This is a genomic window from Acinetobacter sp. Swhac1, from assembly GCF_013390985.1.
GTDB lineage: Bacteria > Pseudomonadota > Gammaproteobacteria > Pseudomonadales > Moraxellaceae > Acinetobacter > Acinetobacter towneri.
In genome coordinates, this window is the sequence record NZ_JACASN010000022.1 from 1 (window position 1) to 16,445 (window position 16,445).

17 protein-coding genes are annotated in these 16,445 nt (G+C 39.8%); 11 read left to right on the forward strand and 6 right to left on the reverse strand.

Annotated elements, in window-relative coordinates; genetic code table 11:
• Window positions 1-329: 329 nt before the first annotated feature.
• Window positions 330-764 carry a large conductance mechanosensitive channel protein MscL gene (gene mscL, locus HX743_RS11270; protein WP_004972423.1) on the forward strand — a complete coding sequence of 145 codons (435 nt, stop codon included), beginning with the start codon at window positions 330-332 and terminating at the stop codon, window positions 762-764.
• A 79-nt stretch (window positions 765-843) separates the two neighbouring features.
• Here the strand turns inward: mscL and HX743_RS11275 are convergent, their stop codons facing one another.
• From HX743_RS11275 to mutM, 4 genes are all read right to left on the reverse strand, one after another.
• Window positions 844-1,227 (reverse strand): hypothetical protein, encoded by a 384-nt coding sequence (locus tag HX743_RS11275; RefSeq protein ID WP_348637028.1) that lies wholly within the window; start codon window positions 1,225-1,227, stop codon window positions 844-846.
• A 47-nt stretch (window positions 1,228-1,274) separates the two neighbouring features.
• Window positions 1,275-2,407, reverse strand: a protein-coding gene (locus HX743_RS11280) for an IS3-like element ISAba14 family transposase (protein ID WP_250316232.1) whose coding sequence is annotated in 2 segments (ribosomal slippage) — window positions 1,275-2,155 and window positions 2,155-2,407 — 1,134 coding nt in all. Because the reading frame shifts where the segments join, the coding sequence is not laid out codon by codon here.
• A gap of 150 nt (window positions 2,408-2,557) precedes the next feature.
• A complete protein-coding gene (locus HX743_RS11285; RefSeq protein ID WP_004972420.1) occupies window positions 2,558-2,836 on the reverse strand; it encodes a peptidylprolyl isomerase in 279 nt (92 codons plus the stop codon).
• Window positions 2,833-3,693 (reverse strand): bifunctional DNA-formamidopyrimidine glycosylase/DNA-(apurinic or apyrimidinic site) lyase, encoded by an 861-nt coding sequence (gene mutM / locus HX743_RS11290; RefSeq protein ID WP_178319254.1) that lies wholly within the window; start codon window positions 3,691-3,693, stop codon window positions 2,833-2,835. The genes HX743_RS11285 and mutM overlap by 4 nt, the downstream gene beginning before the upstream one ends.
• Window positions 3,694-3,980: 287 nt before the next feature.
• On the opposite strand from mutM, the gene HX743_RS11295 reads away from it, so the two are divergent.
• Window positions 3,981-5,117: an NADH:flavin oxidoreductase/NADH oxidase gene (locus HX743_RS11295; protein WP_178319255.1), complete on the forward strand. Its 1,137-nt coding sequence runs from the start codon at window positions 3,981-3,983 to the stop codon at window positions 5,115-5,117.
• A gap of 124 nt (window positions 5,118-5,241) precedes the next feature.
• Window positions 5,242-6,174 (forward strand): AEC family transporter, encoded by a 933-nt coding sequence (locus HX743_RS11300; RefSeq protein ID WP_096901559.1) that lies wholly within the window; start codon window positions 5,242-5,244, stop codon window positions 6,172-6,174.
• Window positions 6,175-6,277: 103 nt separating this feature from the next.
• On the opposite strand, the gene HX743_RS11305 is transcribed toward HX743_RS11300, so the two are convergent.
• A complete protein-coding gene (locus tag HX743_RS11305; RefSeq protein ID WP_178319282.1) occupies window positions 6,278-7,084 on the reverse strand; it encodes a tetratricopeptide repeat protein in 807 nt (268 codons plus the stop codon).
• 189 nt (window positions 7,085-7,273) lie between these two features.
• Window positions 7,274-7,996 (reverse strand): folate-binding protein YgfZ, encoded by a 723-nt coding sequence (locus HX743_RS11310; RefSeq protein WP_178319256.1) that lies wholly within the window; start codon window positions 7,994-7,996, stop codon window positions 7,274-7,276.
• A gap of 256 nt (window positions 7,997-8,252) precedes the next feature.
• Between HX743_RS11310 and acnD the strand changes: the two genes are divergently transcribed.
• The 8 genes from acnD to HX743_RS11350 all read left to right on the forward strand — a co-directional run bounded on the left by acnD (window position 8,253) and on the right by HX743_RS11350 (window position 16,213).
• The gene (gene acnD / locus HX743_RS11315) at window positions 8,253-10,859 is read left to right on the forward strand and encodes a Fe/S-dependent 2-methylisocitrate dehydratase AcnD (RefSeq protein ID WP_178319257.1); all 2,607 of its coding nucleotides are present in this window, start codon (window positions 8,253-8,255) and stop codon (window positions 10,857-10,859) included.
• A gap of 170 nt (window positions 10,860-11,029) precedes the next feature.
• A complete protein-coding gene (locus HX743_RS11320) occupies window positions 11,030-12,283 on the forward strand; it encodes a hypothetical protein (protein WP_178319258.1) in 1,254 nt (417 codons plus the stop codon).
• A gap of 159 nt (window positions 12,284-12,442) precedes the next feature.
• On the forward strand, window positions 12,443-12,586 hold the full coding sequence (locus HX743_RS11325; protein ID WP_178319259.1) for a zinc ribbon-containing protein: 144 nt from the start codon (window positions 12,443-12,445) through the stop codon (window positions 12,584-12,586).
• A 339-nt stretch (window positions 12,587-12,925) separates the two neighbouring features.
• The gene (locus tag HX743_RS11330; protein ID WP_096901556.1) at window positions 12,926-13,069 is read left to right on the forward strand and encodes a hypothetical protein; all 144 of its coding nucleotides are present in this window, start codon (window positions 12,926-12,928) and stop codon (window positions 13,067-13,069) included.
• A gap of 106 nt (window positions 13,070-13,175) precedes the next feature.
• A complete protein-coding gene (locus HX743_RS11335) occupies window positions 13,176-13,748 on the forward strand; it encodes a DUF4126 domain-containing protein (RefSeq protein ID WP_136144743.1) in 573 nt (190 codons plus the stop codon).
• Between the two features lie 563 nt (window positions 13,749-14,311).
• Window positions 14,312-14,563 (forward strand): DUF6868 family protein, encoded by a 252-nt coding sequence (locus tag HX743_RS11340; RefSeq protein WP_004972400.1) that lies wholly within the window; start codon window positions 14,312-14,314, stop codon window positions 14,561-14,563.
• 119 nt (window positions 14,564-14,682) lie between these two features.
• Entirely contained in the window at window positions 14,683-15,396 is a 714-nt protein-coding gene (locus HX743_RS11345) for an SIMPL domain-containing protein (RefSeq protein ID WP_178319260.1), read from the forward strand.
• 151 nt (window positions 15,397-15,547) lie between these two features.
• The gene (locus HX743_RS11350; RefSeq protein WP_104853295.1) at window positions 15,548-16,213 is read left to right on the forward strand and encodes an RluA family pseudouridine synthase; all 666 of its coding nucleotides are present in this window, start codon (window positions 15,548-15,550) and stop codon (window positions 16,211-16,213) included.
• Window positions 16,214-16,445: the final 232 nt, after the last annotated feature.

Sequence of the window (16,445 nt, forward strand, 5' to 3'; positions counted from 1 at the left end):
TCCATTTTAGATATTTGTTTAAGATAAGATATAACTCATTGAGATGTGTCATAGTATTCGTCGTTAGAAAACAATTATTATGACATTATTTCAATGAGTTATCTATTTTTGTCGTGTACAGAGAAATAAGTTTTAAAAATGATGTTGTCCTCATGCGGGGCAGCAAAATTTAAAAATGCCATCAATTTATTGATGGCATTTTTTGTTTAAAATTAGCAAACCAATATATAAAAGCAGATGATTTCCGAGTAAGTTACGTGGAAATGAAGCTATAAAATTAATGTATACTTCGTCACATAAATTAAAGTCAAAAAAAACTGGAGATTTAAATGAGTATTATTCAAGAGTTCCGCGAATTTGCGGTAAAAGGTAACATGATCGACTTGGCTGTCGGTGTGATTATTGGTGGGGCATTTGGTAAAATTGTTGACTCATTAGTGAAAGATATCATCATGCCATTGATTACTGTGATCACTGGCGGTGGTGTGGATTTCACACAAAAGTTCTTTGTTTTGGGCGATAACCCAAACAATTTACAGTCTTTAGATGAGTTAACCAAAGCAGGTGTAAATGTCCTGACCTATGGTAACTTCCTTACGATTTTAATTAACTTCATTATTTTGGCATGGGTGGTGTTCTTAATGGTGAAAATGATTAATCGTATGCGCCGTAAACAAGAAGAAGCAGCGCCAGAACCAGCAGCAACGCCAGAAGATATCGCGTTGCTACGTGAAATTCGTGATGAATTGAAAAAACGTCAATAATTTTCAATACTCAATTAAAATCCAAAAAACGGCGCTTTATGCGCCGTTTTGTTTGGGTAGAGTTTTAGTTGAATTAAGATTATTTCTGGATTTTATAAGGTTCGATAATTTCTTTGAATCTTTTAGTAATCTTAGTTTGAAAGTATGAGCCTTGCTGTAACCATTTTTTATCAGATATAAGATCCTCAACTTGACTTAACACGATGTCATGTGGATAGATGAAAAGCTGTTTATCTTCAAAAAATGCAATATAGAGGTTTTTTCCACAATATTTTTTATCAAAAGATATATTACCTTTAAGTTGAATTTTGATATCAGAAAAACCATCAATATGCATAGCAATACAATCTGCACCGTTCCAATCATCATTAAGCCAAATACAATTATAGCCATAATTAGAAAGTATTGCTGCCATTTGATGGAAGTTATAATTTTCTTTAGCCTTAGGGAGAGGTGGTTCCACTTGTTTGAACAACTAAAAGCGTATTTATAAGTGATATTCCGCTCTAGTTAAGCCACCTTATTTTGTTGTGGTAGCTGGTCATAGTAAAACTCATCTGGAGTCATTTTGTCCAGACTCGAATGAGGTCGTTTCAGATTATAAAACTCAAAATATGCACTCAATTGCTTTTTCGCATCTGTGACACTGCTATAAGCTTTGAGATACACCTCTTCATATTTAACGCTCCGCCATAATCGTTCAACCATCACATTATCTACCCATCGACCTTTACCATCCATACTGATTTGAATGCCATTTGATTTCAATACATCAATAAATGCATCACTGGTAAACTGGCTGCCTTGGTCTGTATTAAATATTTCAGGTCGACCATATTTTTCAATCGCTTCATTTAAAGCCGAAATACAAAAATCCACCTCCATACTAATCGATACCCTATGCGCAAGTACCTTGCGGCTATGCCAATCAATCACAGCACATAAATAAACAAAGCCTTTTGCCATAGGGATATACGTTATATCCGTAGACCACACTTGATTACTGCGCTGAATAGCCAATCCTTTGAGCAGATATGGATATTTACGGTGAGCTTGATTAGCCTGGCTTAAATTTGGTTTGCAATATAACGCCTGAATACCCATTTTCTTCATTAAAGTACGTGTATGACGTCGTCCTATATGATGCCCTTGACGATTCAACAAATCACGCATCATACGACTGCCTGCAAAAGGATATTGCATATGTAATTCATCAATACATCGCATCAGCTTCAGATCTGATGAGCTAACAGGTTTTGGGCGATAATAATAACAACCACGAGAGACTTTCAGTAACTTAGCTTGTTTAGATACTGAAATCTGAAGTGAGTGATCGATTAACTTTTGTGGTTGAAGCGGCCCAGTTTCTTCAACACACCTTCTAAAAAATCAATTTCTAATGCCTGCTCACCGATTTTTGCATGTAGTTTTTTTAGATCAATGGGGGGTTCTGATGGAGCTTTTGATTGATCGAAAGCTTGCGAGGAAGCTGAGATCAATTGATTTTTCCAGTCAATAATTTGGTTTTGATGAACATCAAACTCAGAACTCAATTCAGCAAGTGTTTTTTCTGCTTTGATCGCAGCAAGTGCTACCTTGGCCTTAAAGTCATTTGAATGATTTCTTCTTGGTCTACGTGCCATAAAATACTCCATATATTGATGTTTATAACATCATTTGAGGAGCAGAATATCACTTATAGGAGTTGTTCAAATTTCCGGATCCATCTCTGGGTTTAGTTCTAGATAATCAATTTTTTTAAATCGTATAGGGTTTTCTACAAACATTATAAATCACATCCGAAACTTTACTTCTACCAAATGAAAACCAAACTGACTTTTTACAGGTCCGTGTAGTACGCGCTCTGCTGCGGTAAACACTAATTTATCAATGACGGGTACCAATTGTCCTTTTTTGACCTCACCCAATTCCCCACCTTTTTTTCCTGAAGGGCAGGTCGAAAATTGTTTGGCAATTTTGGCAAAATCAGCACCTGATTGAATCCGCTTTTTCAGTTGTTCACAGGTTTCTTTATCTTTCACTAAAATATGACGCACAATAGCGGTTCTCATACTTTTTTACCTCGTTTGCTTGTTGCAGCTTTAGTCGAAGTGAGTACTTTTTTCAAAGGCTGACATTCAGGACAAAATACAGATGCACGTTGTCCTAGTTTTAGGTTTTCTAATGTGGTTTCGCAATTCACACACATTTCACCTGCGCGGCCATAGGCCAGTAAAGTCTGCTGAAAGTAGCCATTTTCACCCATGGCATTGCTGTAATCACGTAAGGTCGAACCGCCTAAATCAATCGCCTGTTTTAAAATACGTTTAATTTCAATCACTAGTTTTTCAACTTGTGCCAAACTCAGAGATGACGCCGGTTGTGCAGGATGAATACCTAAGTTAAACAGGCTTTCTGTGGCATAAATATTACCCACACCCACCACGACATGGTTATCCATAATTGCAACTTTAATGCCAACGTTCTTATTTTTTAACTTTTGAAAAAGATAGTCTGTATTAAACGCATCACTCAGTGGCTCAGGGCCAAGAGGATCAATCAATTTATGTTGTGAGCTTTCATCTAACCATAAAATACAGCCAAAACGACGTGGGTCGTGGTAACGCAATTGCATATCTTCAAACTGAATAATCAGATGGTCATGTTTGCGTAAATCTTCATGGGCGTCGCAAAGGCGAAAACTACCCGACATGCCTAAATGCCACAACATGCTGTCTTGCTCAAATTGTGCCAGAATGTATTTGGATCTGCGGGTTAATTGCAGAAGTTTTTGTCCTGTGAGTTTATGCAGGTTTTCTGGAATGGGCCAGCGTAAGCTGGCTTGGCGTACTTCTACATTCAGGACTTTTTGATCCAGCAGCGGCAATAAACTGGTTTTAGTGGTTTCAACTTCGGGTAATTCAGGCATGGTACAAATTCAATCCGCTTGTGGAAATTAAGCAGGCAAGGGCATAAAGTAATGCGCTTAATATTGGGAATAACCTATAGAATACAAGCCATAGCTTGCTATCGCAAAATTATTCTGTGAAAAGCAAAAGCTTACTTTTCAAAAACCATACAACACGTTATAAATAAATCATTTTTGAACATCTACTATAGGGAAAAACCATCTAGAAAAGATGGCAGATTCCGAGTTTCTACTTCTTTATTTTATGATTCACTTTTGGTGAATCGCACAGTATGAGGGCATGCAGCGTGACATTACTTTTTCAGCCGATTCAATTTGGCTCACTGCAACTTGCCAATAAAATTCTGATTGCCCCAATGTGTCAATACTCTGCCAATGAACAGGGCGAGTTGAGTTATTGGCACGAACAACAATGGGCAAATTATGCGTTGTCTGGGGCAGGCATGTGTATCGTCGAAGCTACCGCAGTGCAGGCTGAAGGGCGCATTAGTTATGCCGACTTAGGCTTATGGAACGATATGCAGCGTGCGCAGCTCAAAGCGCTCTTGCATAAACTTAAAAGTCTGTCTCCTATGCCATTTGCTGTGCAGTTGGCACATGCGGGTCGTAAAGCTTCAACGGATAAACCGTGGCAAGGCAAAGGACAGTTTGCACCGAATGAAGAACATGGCTGGCAGACGGTATCGGCCAGTGAGTTGCCATTTCAATCGCACGAACATCCACCGCATGCTTTAACGCAAGATGAAATTCAACAGGTGATTGCAGACTTTGCCAGTGCCGCTGTACGGGCTGTGGATGCAGGTTTTGATTTAATCGAAATTCATGCTGCACATGGTTATTTGCTGCATCAATTTATGTCACCACTGTCTAATTACCGCCAAGATGAATATGGTGGCAGTTTGGAAAATCGGATTCGCCTTACATTGGAAGTATTTCAGGCCATTCAAAATGCTGTACCAAAAGGCTATCCAATTGGGGTGCGAATTTCTGCAACAGACTGGATGGATGATGCAGAGGGTTGGAATGTGGAATCTTCAGTAGGTTTGGCAAAAGCACTGGAGCATTTAGGTGCGGCTTATATTCACGTGTCGAGCGGTGGTTTGCATGTCGATCAAAAAATTGATTTACATGCGGGTTATCAAACACCATTTGCACATGCCATTAAGCAAGCTGTAAAAATTCCTGTAATTGCGGTGGGTTTGATTACCGAAGCGATGCAGGCAGAAGGTATTTTGCAATATGAACAGGCCGATGCGATTGCGATCGCACGTGCGATTTTATATGACCCTCGTTGGCCATGGCATGCTGCGGCAGAATTGGGTGAAAAAATTGAGATTGCCCCGCAATATTTGCGCTGTCAGCCGCATGGGTTTCGTACTTTATTTGCGCCGTTTAAATCCACAGATACGGAAGTGGAATCCTAATATTTTATCTGCTTAAAATAAGTGAAACTTAAACTATTTTGCCGTGCTTTATAGGGAGATTCGGTGTAAGGTAAATCAGTAAAAACCATGTCGATCATGGGCAACACTGAAAAAGGATGTCAGGGTGTTACTGAGTATTTTATTTCCCATTTGTACCGTAGTACTGTTGGGATATTTTGCCGTCAGAAGCCAATTTATTGAGACCAGTGCGATTCAGTTTCTAGGTCAATTTGTCATGAAAGTGGCGTTGCCTGCATTTCTATTGCAGGCATTGGCCAGTAAAAGTTTGTCAGAAATCTGGCATCCCGCTTATTTTTTAGGTTACGGTGGCGGTTCTATTCTGCTGTTTATCTTTGCCTTTTTACTGTATCGGCATTATTTTAATTCAAACTTAACCCATGCCAGTGTCTTGGCAATGGGTGCATCAATGTCAAATACAGGGTTTATTGGCACTGCTATTTTGACTTTGTTGATTGGCAGTCAATCGGCAATTTATTTGTCTTTAACTTTAATTGTCGAAAATTTAATTATTGTGGCATTGATGCTGATTTTGGCAGAACGAGGGCTACAATCTTCAGCGAAATCAGGTTGGCAGGTGTATGCCGAAACTGTGCAGCGCTTACTGAAAAATCCAGTAATTTTATCTATTTTATTGGGTATGCTGTGCGTATTGTTGAATTTCAAGCTGCCGCAAGCTATTGCACAAGTGCTGGAAATGTTGGGCAAAACTGCTTCACCTTTGGCTTTATTTGTGATTGGTGGAAGTTTGGTCGGCATGCAAATCAAGTCGGTGAATTTGCAAAGTATTGTTTTGGTTGCATTCAAAGTATTGCTGATGCCACTCACGATTTTTGGAATTTTATGGGCATTAGATGTGAACCGAGAAATGCTATTTGTCGGGACTTTGCTTGCGGCTTTACCAATGCCAATTGCCTTTGGTATTTTCGGGCAGCACTATGGTTTACATGAAAAAGCCTTAGCCCCCTTGGTGTTGAGTACAGTTTTTGGTTTTGTGATGGTGGCGATTTTATTGACACAATCGGGTAAGTATTTATAGCAACGGTATCGAAGTGCTCAAATCATAAAAAAAAGTCTGTACCATGCTGATACAGACTTTTTTTAAAATTTCTCTGATTAATAGCCTTTATAAAGAAACTATCTTAACTTTTCTTAGAGGTTGCCTTGTTGGAAGCTTTGGCTTGATCTGCCATCATTTTTTCAACCACAGCCAATGATTCTTTGGCTTGCGCTACATTTTCCTGTGCCAGTGAGGCAAAAATCTTTTTCGCTTCAGGCAAGTTTTGCGGCACGATATTGCCATTCACAAACATATTGCCCACTGCCATGAGTGCAGGAATATAACCCTTTTGCGCCAAGTTTTGAATGCTTTGCAGCCCTTGCTTAATTGGTGCTTCATCTTTGTTTTTAAAGCCTGTGCTAATTTCGTACAAGGCTTTTGCATGTATGGCTTGATAATGATCTTTGGCAATTAAAGGTTGTAATAGTTTTAAACCTTTTTGGTCAGATGCTGCCGTATTTTCCGAGAAATATAAAACTGCTAAATCTACTGTGGCATCATTAAAACCCTGATTGGATGCTGTTTGTAAATATTGTTTGGCTTTGGCAGCATCCTGTTTTAAACCTAGTGCGCCAGTGAGATAGTTTTTGCCTAAAACATAACTCGCAACTGGGTAGCCTTTTTGGGCAGATTGCTCATACAACTGAATGGCTTTCTTTTCATTTTTTGCTGTGCCTTGTCCAGTTTGTGTCAAATAGCCTAAGTTATACATGGCTTGCGCATTGCCTGTTTTGGCAAGCTTTTCTAATTCCTGATAGGCATCTTTAACCTTGTTGGCTTGCATTAATTGTTCAATTTTGGCAAAAGCAGGATCGGTTGGAATGTTGCTATTTGCCATACTGATGCTGCTAGATAGGGCGATTGCACCCGCAATGAGTAGTTTTTTCATCATTTGAGTTGTACCTTGTTCTCTTTTACACATCATTCCGTTGATGTGCGTTTTGTTTTTACAGTGGTGCATTCATCATAAGTTGAAAAGTGTGAATGTAAATATAAAAAATGTGTACGAATGCTTTTTTTTCATTGTCATTTGAAGGGAATCTTGCGACTCCCTTAACCTGAGCGGGTGGAATCTATTTTATTGCGGACGTGCAACATCGCCATTCAAATGTTCAGGCAAAGCCAATACTTGTACAGCTAACTCTTCCAAAGCACTTGGTTTGGCAACCACCAACGCTTTAAAACCTTCTGCAGTCGCTATGCTATTCACCACTTCCACATCATTATTCAGTTTGGCGGCAGGTGCAGGTGCTTCGCCTGAACCCTGAATTAAATGCAACCAATGTTTTGGTTTGGCTTTAAACCATAAACGTGCCACGACTTCCTGACCCAAATAACAGCCTTTGTCATAATGCACGCCATCTCGTTGATGCAAACGCAATTCCTGCGGTTGAAACACTTCTGCTGTTGAGGCTTGAATCCATGCCTGACCTGTTTCAATCGCTTGTAGTTGCCATGCGTTTAAATCAGTCACTTCAGCTGAAAATTCAGTTTGATTGCCCTGAATGGTTGGGTAAACCGTACCGATGGTTTCAAGCTGCATTTTTGAAAATGCACCAAACCTTTTAATGTGTTTGGCTAAATCTTCGGCTTGGTCGGCTGTGCTGATGATTTCAAAACATTCGGACGAGATTTTTTTAAGCCAGAAGCCAAACTGAACGCGTCCTTTTAAACTGCAAATTGCGGTATAACAGGTTGTATTTTCAGCTAATGTTTCGACATTGACTGTTACCTGACCTTGCAGGAATTTTTGTGCATCGACACCGTTTAAACTTAAAGCACTGAAAGCTAAATCGCGCATGAATAACCTTTCACATTGAAATCTAAGACTAAAGAATGAGGTCAATTTTGCGCTATTTTTCAAAAAAAAGCATTTTTAGGGCAAGAATTTTACTCAAAATGTAATTAAATGTTTCAAAAACCCCTGTTTTTATATTTAAGTGTATGAAATATATAGGATTTGGGAAATGGGTTTTTGGCAGCGTACAATGCTTTCGACGGGTGGAAACAATCATCCCATAAGATGTTGAGAACAATAGAGTAAGGGCGAATACCAGATGAATAACAACTACCGCAAACCACTGCAAGGCACTCAGCTCGATTTTTATGACGTGCGACAAGCCGTTGAAGATATCCAGCCAGGCGCTTATGCCAAACTTCCTTATACCTCAAAAGTACTTGCAGAACAGTTAGTGCGCCGTTGTGATCCTGCAATTTTAGAACAATCTTTAAAACAATTGATTGAGCGTAAACAAGAGCATGATTTTCCGTGGTATCCAGCGCGTGTGGTATGTCACGACATCTTGGGGCAAACTGCGCTCGTTGACTTAGCAGGTTTACGTGATGCAATTGCCGATCAAGGTGGCGATCCTTCTAAAGTGAATCCTGTCGTACCTACCCAGTTAATTGTCGATCACTCTTTAGCTGTGGAATATGGCGGTTTTGACCCAGATGCTTTCCGTAAAAACCGTGAAGTGGAAGATCGTCGTAATGAAGACCGTTTCCACTTTATTGAATGGACGAAAACTGCATTTGAAAATGTTGATGTGATTCCTGCAGGCAACGGCATCATGCACCAGATTAATCTGGAAAAAATGTCACCAGTCATTCAAAACCGTGAAGGCATTGCATTCCCAGATACTTGTGTGGGTACAGACTCACACACACCACATACCGATGCTTTGGGTGTCATTTCTGTAGGTGTAGGCGGTCTTGAAGCTGAAAACGTAATGTTGGGTCGTGCTTCTTGGATGCGTCTGCCAGATATTATTGGTGTTGAGTTGGTTGGTCAGCGTCAGGCAGGTATTACGGCAACCGACATCGTATTGGCTTTAACCGAGTTTTTGCGTAAAGAACGTGTGGTCGGTGCATATTTAGAATTCTTTGGTGAAGGTGCAGATAGCATGTCGGTGGGGGATCGTGCCACGATTTCCAACATGACACCTGAATATGGTGCAACTGCCGCTATGTTCTACATCGATCAAAACACCATCGACTATTTAACCTTAACAGGTCGTGAAGCAGATCAGGTCAAACTGGTTGAAACTTATGCTAAAGAAATTGGTCTTTGGGCATCTGAAATGACACAGGCAGAGTATCCACGTGTATTACGTTTTGACCTTTCAACAGTAACTCGTAACATTGCAGGCCCATCGAATCCGCATGCGCGTGTATCTACCGCAGACTTGAAAGAAAAAGGCATTGCAGGTGTGGTTGAGCAGCGTAGCGATGGCTTAATGCCAGATGGTGCGATCATTATTGCTGCGATTACCTCTTGTACTAATACCTCAAACCCGCGTAATACTGTAGCAGCAGGTTTGTTGGCACGTAAAGCCAATGAGTTAGGTTTAGTGCGTAAGCCTTGGGTGAAATCATCATTTGCACCAGGTTCTAAAGCGGCTGCATTGTATTTGGAAGAAGCAGGCGTACTGAAAGACTTAGAAAAACTTGGTTTTGGTATTGTCGCTTATGCATGTACTACTTGTAACGGTATGTCTGGTGCATTAGACCCAGCGATTCAACAAGAAATTATTGACCGTGACTTGTATGCGACTGCTGTGCTGTCGGGTAACCGTAACTTTGATGGTCGTATCCATCCGTATGCGAAACAAGCATTTTTGGCATCGCCACCGTTGGTTGTGGCTTATGCGATTGCAGGAACGATTCGTTTTGACATCGAAAAAGATGCTTTGGGCACAGATCGAAATGGTAACCCGATTTATCTGAAAGATATTTGGCCATCTGATGCTGAAATTGATGCTTTGGTGAAAGAATCGGTTAAACCTGAACAATTCCGCCAAGTGTACATTCCAATGTTCGATTTGGGAGAGTCGGAAAAATCTGAAAGTCCACTCTACGACTGGCGTCCACAAAGTACTTATATCCGCCGTCCACCATATTGGGAAGGTGCATTGGCTGCGCCACGTACTTTAGCCAATATGCGTCCGTTGGCAATTTTGGGCGATAACATCACCACAGACCATTTATCTCCATCGAATGCGATTATTTTAGACTCGGCAGCAGGGGAATATTTGGCAAAAATGGGCTTGCCAGAAGAAGATTTCAACTCTTATGCAACGCATCGCGGTGATCATTTGACTGCACAGCGTGCAACTTTGGCGAATCCGAAATTGTTTAATGAAATGGTGGTACGTTCAGACGGCACAATTAAGCAAGGTTCTAAAGCGCGTGTTGAGCCAGAAGGCGAAGTAATGCGTATGTGGGAAGCGATTGAAACCTATATGAACCGTAAACAGCCGTTAATTATTATTGCGGGTGCAGATTATGGTCAGGGTTCAAGTCGTGACTGGGCTGCAAAAGGTGTGCGTCTTGCGGGCGTGGAAGCAATTGTGGCTGAAGGTTTTGAGCGTATTCACCGTACCAACTTGGTGGGTATGGGCGTATTGCCACTTGAGTTTAAAGCGGGTGTTAACCGTAAAACTTTAGGTTTGGATGGTACGGAACTTTATAGCGTGATTGGTAATATTGCGCCACGTTCGACTTTGACTTTGGTGATTGAGCGTTCAACGGATGATGGTAAAAACCAAACAATTGAAGTGCCAGTAACTTGTCGTTTAGATACCGAAGAAGAAGTATCTGTGTATGAGGCGGGCGGTGTATTGCAACGCTTTGCGCAGGATTTCTTGGAAGGGAATGTGGCTTGATGATCTAAGCTAAAAGTTATTGATATTGTTGTAAAAACACCCTACTTTTAAGTGGGGTTTTTAATTTAAAAGAGATGAATACTAATAATATTATGAAAATGTTATATATGTTTTTATTTTAAACTTTAAATCTAAAAACTGATTATTTTTTTAATTATTTAGGGGAAGTTATGTCTTCAACGTTACCAGCTATTTTAACCAATACAACCGTTTCTCAATTTCCCGCTGTTACTAAGGTGGAAATTAAATTTTTAAGTGATGCTAGAAGATTATTAGATATTGGTTTTCCTGATCATGCACTATTAAATATTTGGAATGCTTCTGTACATAATTTACGTCGGAGGGTTGAGCTATATGGAGTTGAACTTTTTAACTCGGCGATTAAAGATGAATCTGGAAGGAAGAAATATGAAAATAATGGAGAAACACTTACTGAGAGATGGGCAGGAGTTGATGATCTAGTGCTTATTAATGGATCAATAAAACTAGGTGTTTTGAATAAAAAAGCTGGAAAAGCTTTGGAAATGATTAATTGGATGAGAAATCATGCGTCTCCAGCCCATGCAAGTGATAGTACAGTTGAGCAAGAGGATGTTTTTGGAATTGCTTTGATTTTACAGAAAAATTTATTTGAAGCAGAAATGCCAGATCCAGGACATTCACCTTCAGGTTTATTTGATCCTATAAAAAAATCAATTTTAGATGACGAAAATTTAGCTTTACTAAGAGATCAAATTAATGCGTTTAAATTAAGTGATATTCGTATTACCTTTGGCTTCTTACTTGATATGATTTGCAAAGGAGAAGCCCCAGCCTCTGAAAATGCGAAAGCACTATTCTCAGCCGTCTGGCAGCGTGCGAATGAAGATCTAAAATGTTCAGCGGGTCAGCGTTATCATACATATCTTTTAGATCAAGAAGCTGATACTAGTTCAGATAAAGGTGCTAAAGTTCGTGTTTTAGAGACATTACTTAAAGTAGAAGGAATAAAATATATTCCAGATGCAGCTCGAGCAACATTATTTAGAAGGGCTGTAAAAAAGTTAGCTCAGGCGAAAAACACAGCTTATGGGTGGAATGATGAGGTTAAAGCAGCAAAAGCTTTAGTACAGTTCGGAACAGCAATTCCTTCAATTGCTTTTGAGGACGTTTATCAAGAAGTATTAGCTGTAATATGCGGAAATTATTGGGGGCGTTCAGAAGCATATACAATTCTTAAAGTTTTATTTGAAAAACTTAATAGCACCCAACTCATGACTGTGGCGAGAATGTTTGAAAATAATACTAGGGTTACGGAAGAGTTATTTCAGCATAGACCTAAAGCTATAGCATTGGGCATTTTATCGGATATCCAAGACAAAATGACAATTCAAGCTAGCAAAGATGAAATTGATGAAATTATTGAGTATGTTGAGGGATTATAAAGATTTTATATTTATATATGGTATGAAATTATTGCGAAGGTAAGCCATAGAAAGTTATTTCACCTTTCCGCCATCATTACTCGTCAGAAAGGTCAATAAATAATCAAAACTATCACGCTAAAGTATATGAACCATTTCTAAAATCTATGGAGAACAAAGATGGTAACTGCTGGCGAAAAACCTGGAACAGGCTTCTATTTTTGTGTCCAATGCGGGCATCGCGTTTACTTAGAAATTGGTACAGATTGTTTACCCCCGTGTACCAAATGCCTTGGCAATCAATTTAACAACAAGATTGCCTAAGCTGCACACTGCAAACAGTTATCCACTGTTTTGAATCAAGCCCTCTCATTAGATAGGGCTTTTTATTTGTTGGAAGAAGTGTTTTGGATAAGTAGAAATTGATGTCATGACTCAAACGTATCTCACCTTAAACGAATGGATTTATGATTCAATGCCCTAAAGACAGCAATATAAGCTACTGACAGCACTTTCATGACTAAATTTTATTTAGCTTAGCTATTTTTGAAATACATCATTTCTAACATTTATGACGCCATCATTTGTCAAAATGATCAATAGACATCCATCATAAAATGCATATACTAGTAAGACCATTTCTAAACCACACGGAGATCAAAGATGGTAACTGCAGGTGATAAACCAGGAACAGGCTTCTATTTTTGTGTCCAATGCGGGCATCGCGTTTACTTAGAAATTGGTACAGACCGTCTACCACCGTGTACCAAATGCCATGGCACCGAATATAACAACAAGGTTGCCTAAGCTACACGACATAAAACAGCAGATCCTGTTTTAATCTAAAGCCCTATCACCCGATGGGGCTTTTTGCTATTTTACCTAAAGAAAACCCAAGGCAATGAGCTACAACATGGAAACAATACTCGGTTTATGTGTCGGCATTGGGCTAAGTGCTGCCAGTGGTTTTCGGGTTTTCGTACCTATATTGGTTATGAGTGTTGCCGCGCTCATGGGTTGGTTTGAACCCTTAAAAGGTTTTGAATGGTTGGCGATGCCTGCTGTTTGTCTGGCTTTGACCGTGGCAACAATCAGTGAAATTGCTGCGTATTATGTACCGTGGGTTGATAACTTACTCGATACCGTTGCAACGCCTGCCGCCATGATTGCAGGTACACTCACCACAATGGCTGTAAGCAGTGGCGAAATGTCGCAATTTGCCAGTTGGGCTTCTGCCATTATTGTCGGTGGTGGAACAGCAGGTGTGGTGCAAATGAGTACAGTTGCGGCACGTGGTGTATCAACCGCAACCACAGGCGGTGTTGCAAATCCTGTGATTTCTACAGGAGAGTGGATTGGGGCTGCCGTACTTTCAGTGTTGTCCTTCATTGTGCCTGTATTGGTGGTTTTTGTGGTGCTCCTGACTTTAATTTGGGCAATTCGCTGGATTCGAGGAAAAAAGAAAGTTGTTGAATCCTCCACATAGGTTTGTGGTCAGTTTGTAAATATTCAAAAATAAGTGTGGTAATAAATTCAATATTTAAACTTTATTTGATGATTTAAGTGCATAAAAAATGTCTATTTGGAAAATTTTTTAAAATATGACTTAAAAAGTGATAAAAATTTTAAAAATTAATCAAAATAAAATCATTTCGGGGAAACAATCCCATCCTCAAATCACTACTATATATCTCAAGGGTGTGATGGGGATCGAAAAGAGTAGATTGCTACCAGTTGCGTACAACGTGCGTGTAGTATTTACCCAAAAGGTCTCGATTCGGCTTAGGACGCTATAAACCAGAAGTTTATAGGCTATAAGATCATGGCTTATCCAGCATGATAGTTGAAGTAAACCACAGTTGTTTTCCCTAACACCCTAAAGAATATTGTTAAAAATATAAAAAACAAAATATGATCAAGAAAATAAAATCCAGACAAAATAAAAACTTAAATGAATTTTAAACCATCTTTCAGCTACAAAACTCCCATCAAATTTTTCATTCAAATCTGTTAATTTGCAATAATCATCTACATCTAATTAGGTGTGATATGAGTGTTGATTACGATTTTTGGTGTCGCTTATTACTGACCTGCGCACTGATTAACTATGCCATTTTAATGCTGTGGTTTGTGGTGGTGATTTTTGCGCATGACTGGCTGCGACAGTTACATGGCAGATGGTTCAAATTGTCAGATGCAAGTTTTGATGCCATTCATTATGGCGGCATGGCAGTCTATAAAATTGGGGTATTGCTATTGAATATTGCACCACTCATTGCGCTGTATATGATGCGACCTTAATTTAAAACTCTATAAACAAGCATCGAAAAGCATAGAAACAACCGCTTTAGACAGTACATTAAAAACACACGGTCATTGAAATAGAGGCGAAAAGCCCGCAATTTGAGGAGTTGGCAAACATGAATCAATTTAAACCTGCACTGATTTTAGGCGGTCTAATTTGTTTGGGGATGGTGCTCGCGGGTTGGATTTTGGGCAATAGCGCACTCAAAATTAAACAATATGAGCGTGTGGTTTCAGTCAAAGGTTTGTCTGAACGAGAAGTAAAAGCGAATGTGGCGGTGTGGCCAATTCGTTTTAGTACTGCCAGTCAAGACTTGGCAGCGCTATACGACACCATGCAAAGCCAAACCTCCCAAATTCAAAACTTTTTAAAAAATGAAGGTTTTAGTTCTGAAGAAATTACCATTGCGGCACCTGTAATTACCGATAAATACGCCCAGCAATATGGTGGCGATGGTAATGTTGCTTTACGTTATACCGCACATCAAACCATTACGGTCTATACCAAAAATATTGATAAAGTGCGCAGCGCACAAAGCCGCTTGGTCGATTTAGGTAAAAATGGAATTGCCTTTGGTGGTGAAGATTACGGGCAACGTACCGAATATTTATATACACAACTAAATGACATCAAACCTGCCATGATTGAGCAAGCCACACAAAATGCCCGCAGTGTTGCAGAAAAATTTGCTGCAGATTCTGACAGTCGTCTAGGTAAAATTAAATCAGCCAATCAGGGCGTATTTAGTATTGAAGACCGTGACAGCAACACGCCATATTTGAAAAAAGTACGTGTGGTGTCTACGGTGGAATACTATTTAGCAGACTAAGTTTCGCAGACTAAGTTTGACAGATTAAGCTTGGCAGACTCAGCCAATTTAAAATCTAAATCTTTACACTAAAAAGTACATCGCCCGACTGAATTGACAGCTCGGGCTGTGCTTGATATTTTGCCCGCACCGCTTTGCATGCTGTATGTTCATGGCTTTAAACGACAACTTTATTTATGCACCTCCACAAGATCCCTTAGTAATTGTCTATGAAGATGACGATTTATTGGTGATTGATAAGCCCGCAGGTTTATTGTCGGTGCCTGGGCGTTTGCCCGAACATCAGGACAGTGCATATTTAAGAGTACTCGCAGATTATCCTCAGGCAAAAATTGCCCATCGTTTAGATATGGCCACCTCAGGTATTCTCATGTTTGCCAAGCATCGTGATGCAGAAGTCGCATTGAGTAAAATGTTTCAGGCGCGAACAGTAGAAAAAAACTACATTGCTTTAATTCAAGGCAAACTTGAAGGTGAGGGCAGTGTCGATGTGCCTTTAATTACTGACTGGGAAAACCGTCCACGCCAAATTGTGCATTTCGATTTAGGCAAGCCTGCGCAAACGCTGTATCAGGCTTTGGAATATTGTGCGGTTGAAGATATTACCCGTGTATTGCTCACCCCAATCACAGGGCGTTCGCATCAGTTACGGGTACACATGCAATATATTGGACATCCCATTACAGGCGATAAGTTATATCATCCTGAACCGAAAAAAAGTACTTTAGGTCGGATGGCGCTGCATGCCAGTTATTTGGCTTTTACGCAACCTTTAAGCCAAATTCCTGTTGCAATTCGGGCACAGCTTCCTTTTTAGAGATTTTTGGATTCAATTTTTCTAACAGGCGCATATTTTTCAATTTTTTTGTGAAAATACTCAAAAATTGGGATAGTCTTCGTGCCGCTAACTCGCTAACGTATCCTTAGAGCTGTCGTTATTCATTTGCCTTGGCATAAATAAAGGATGTGAATAACTCGCTGTTTTAAAACTTTGTGTTTTTGAGTGTGGTGGGCTGTCAAAGCGGGTTAGAAAGCGTCTTTAAAAACTG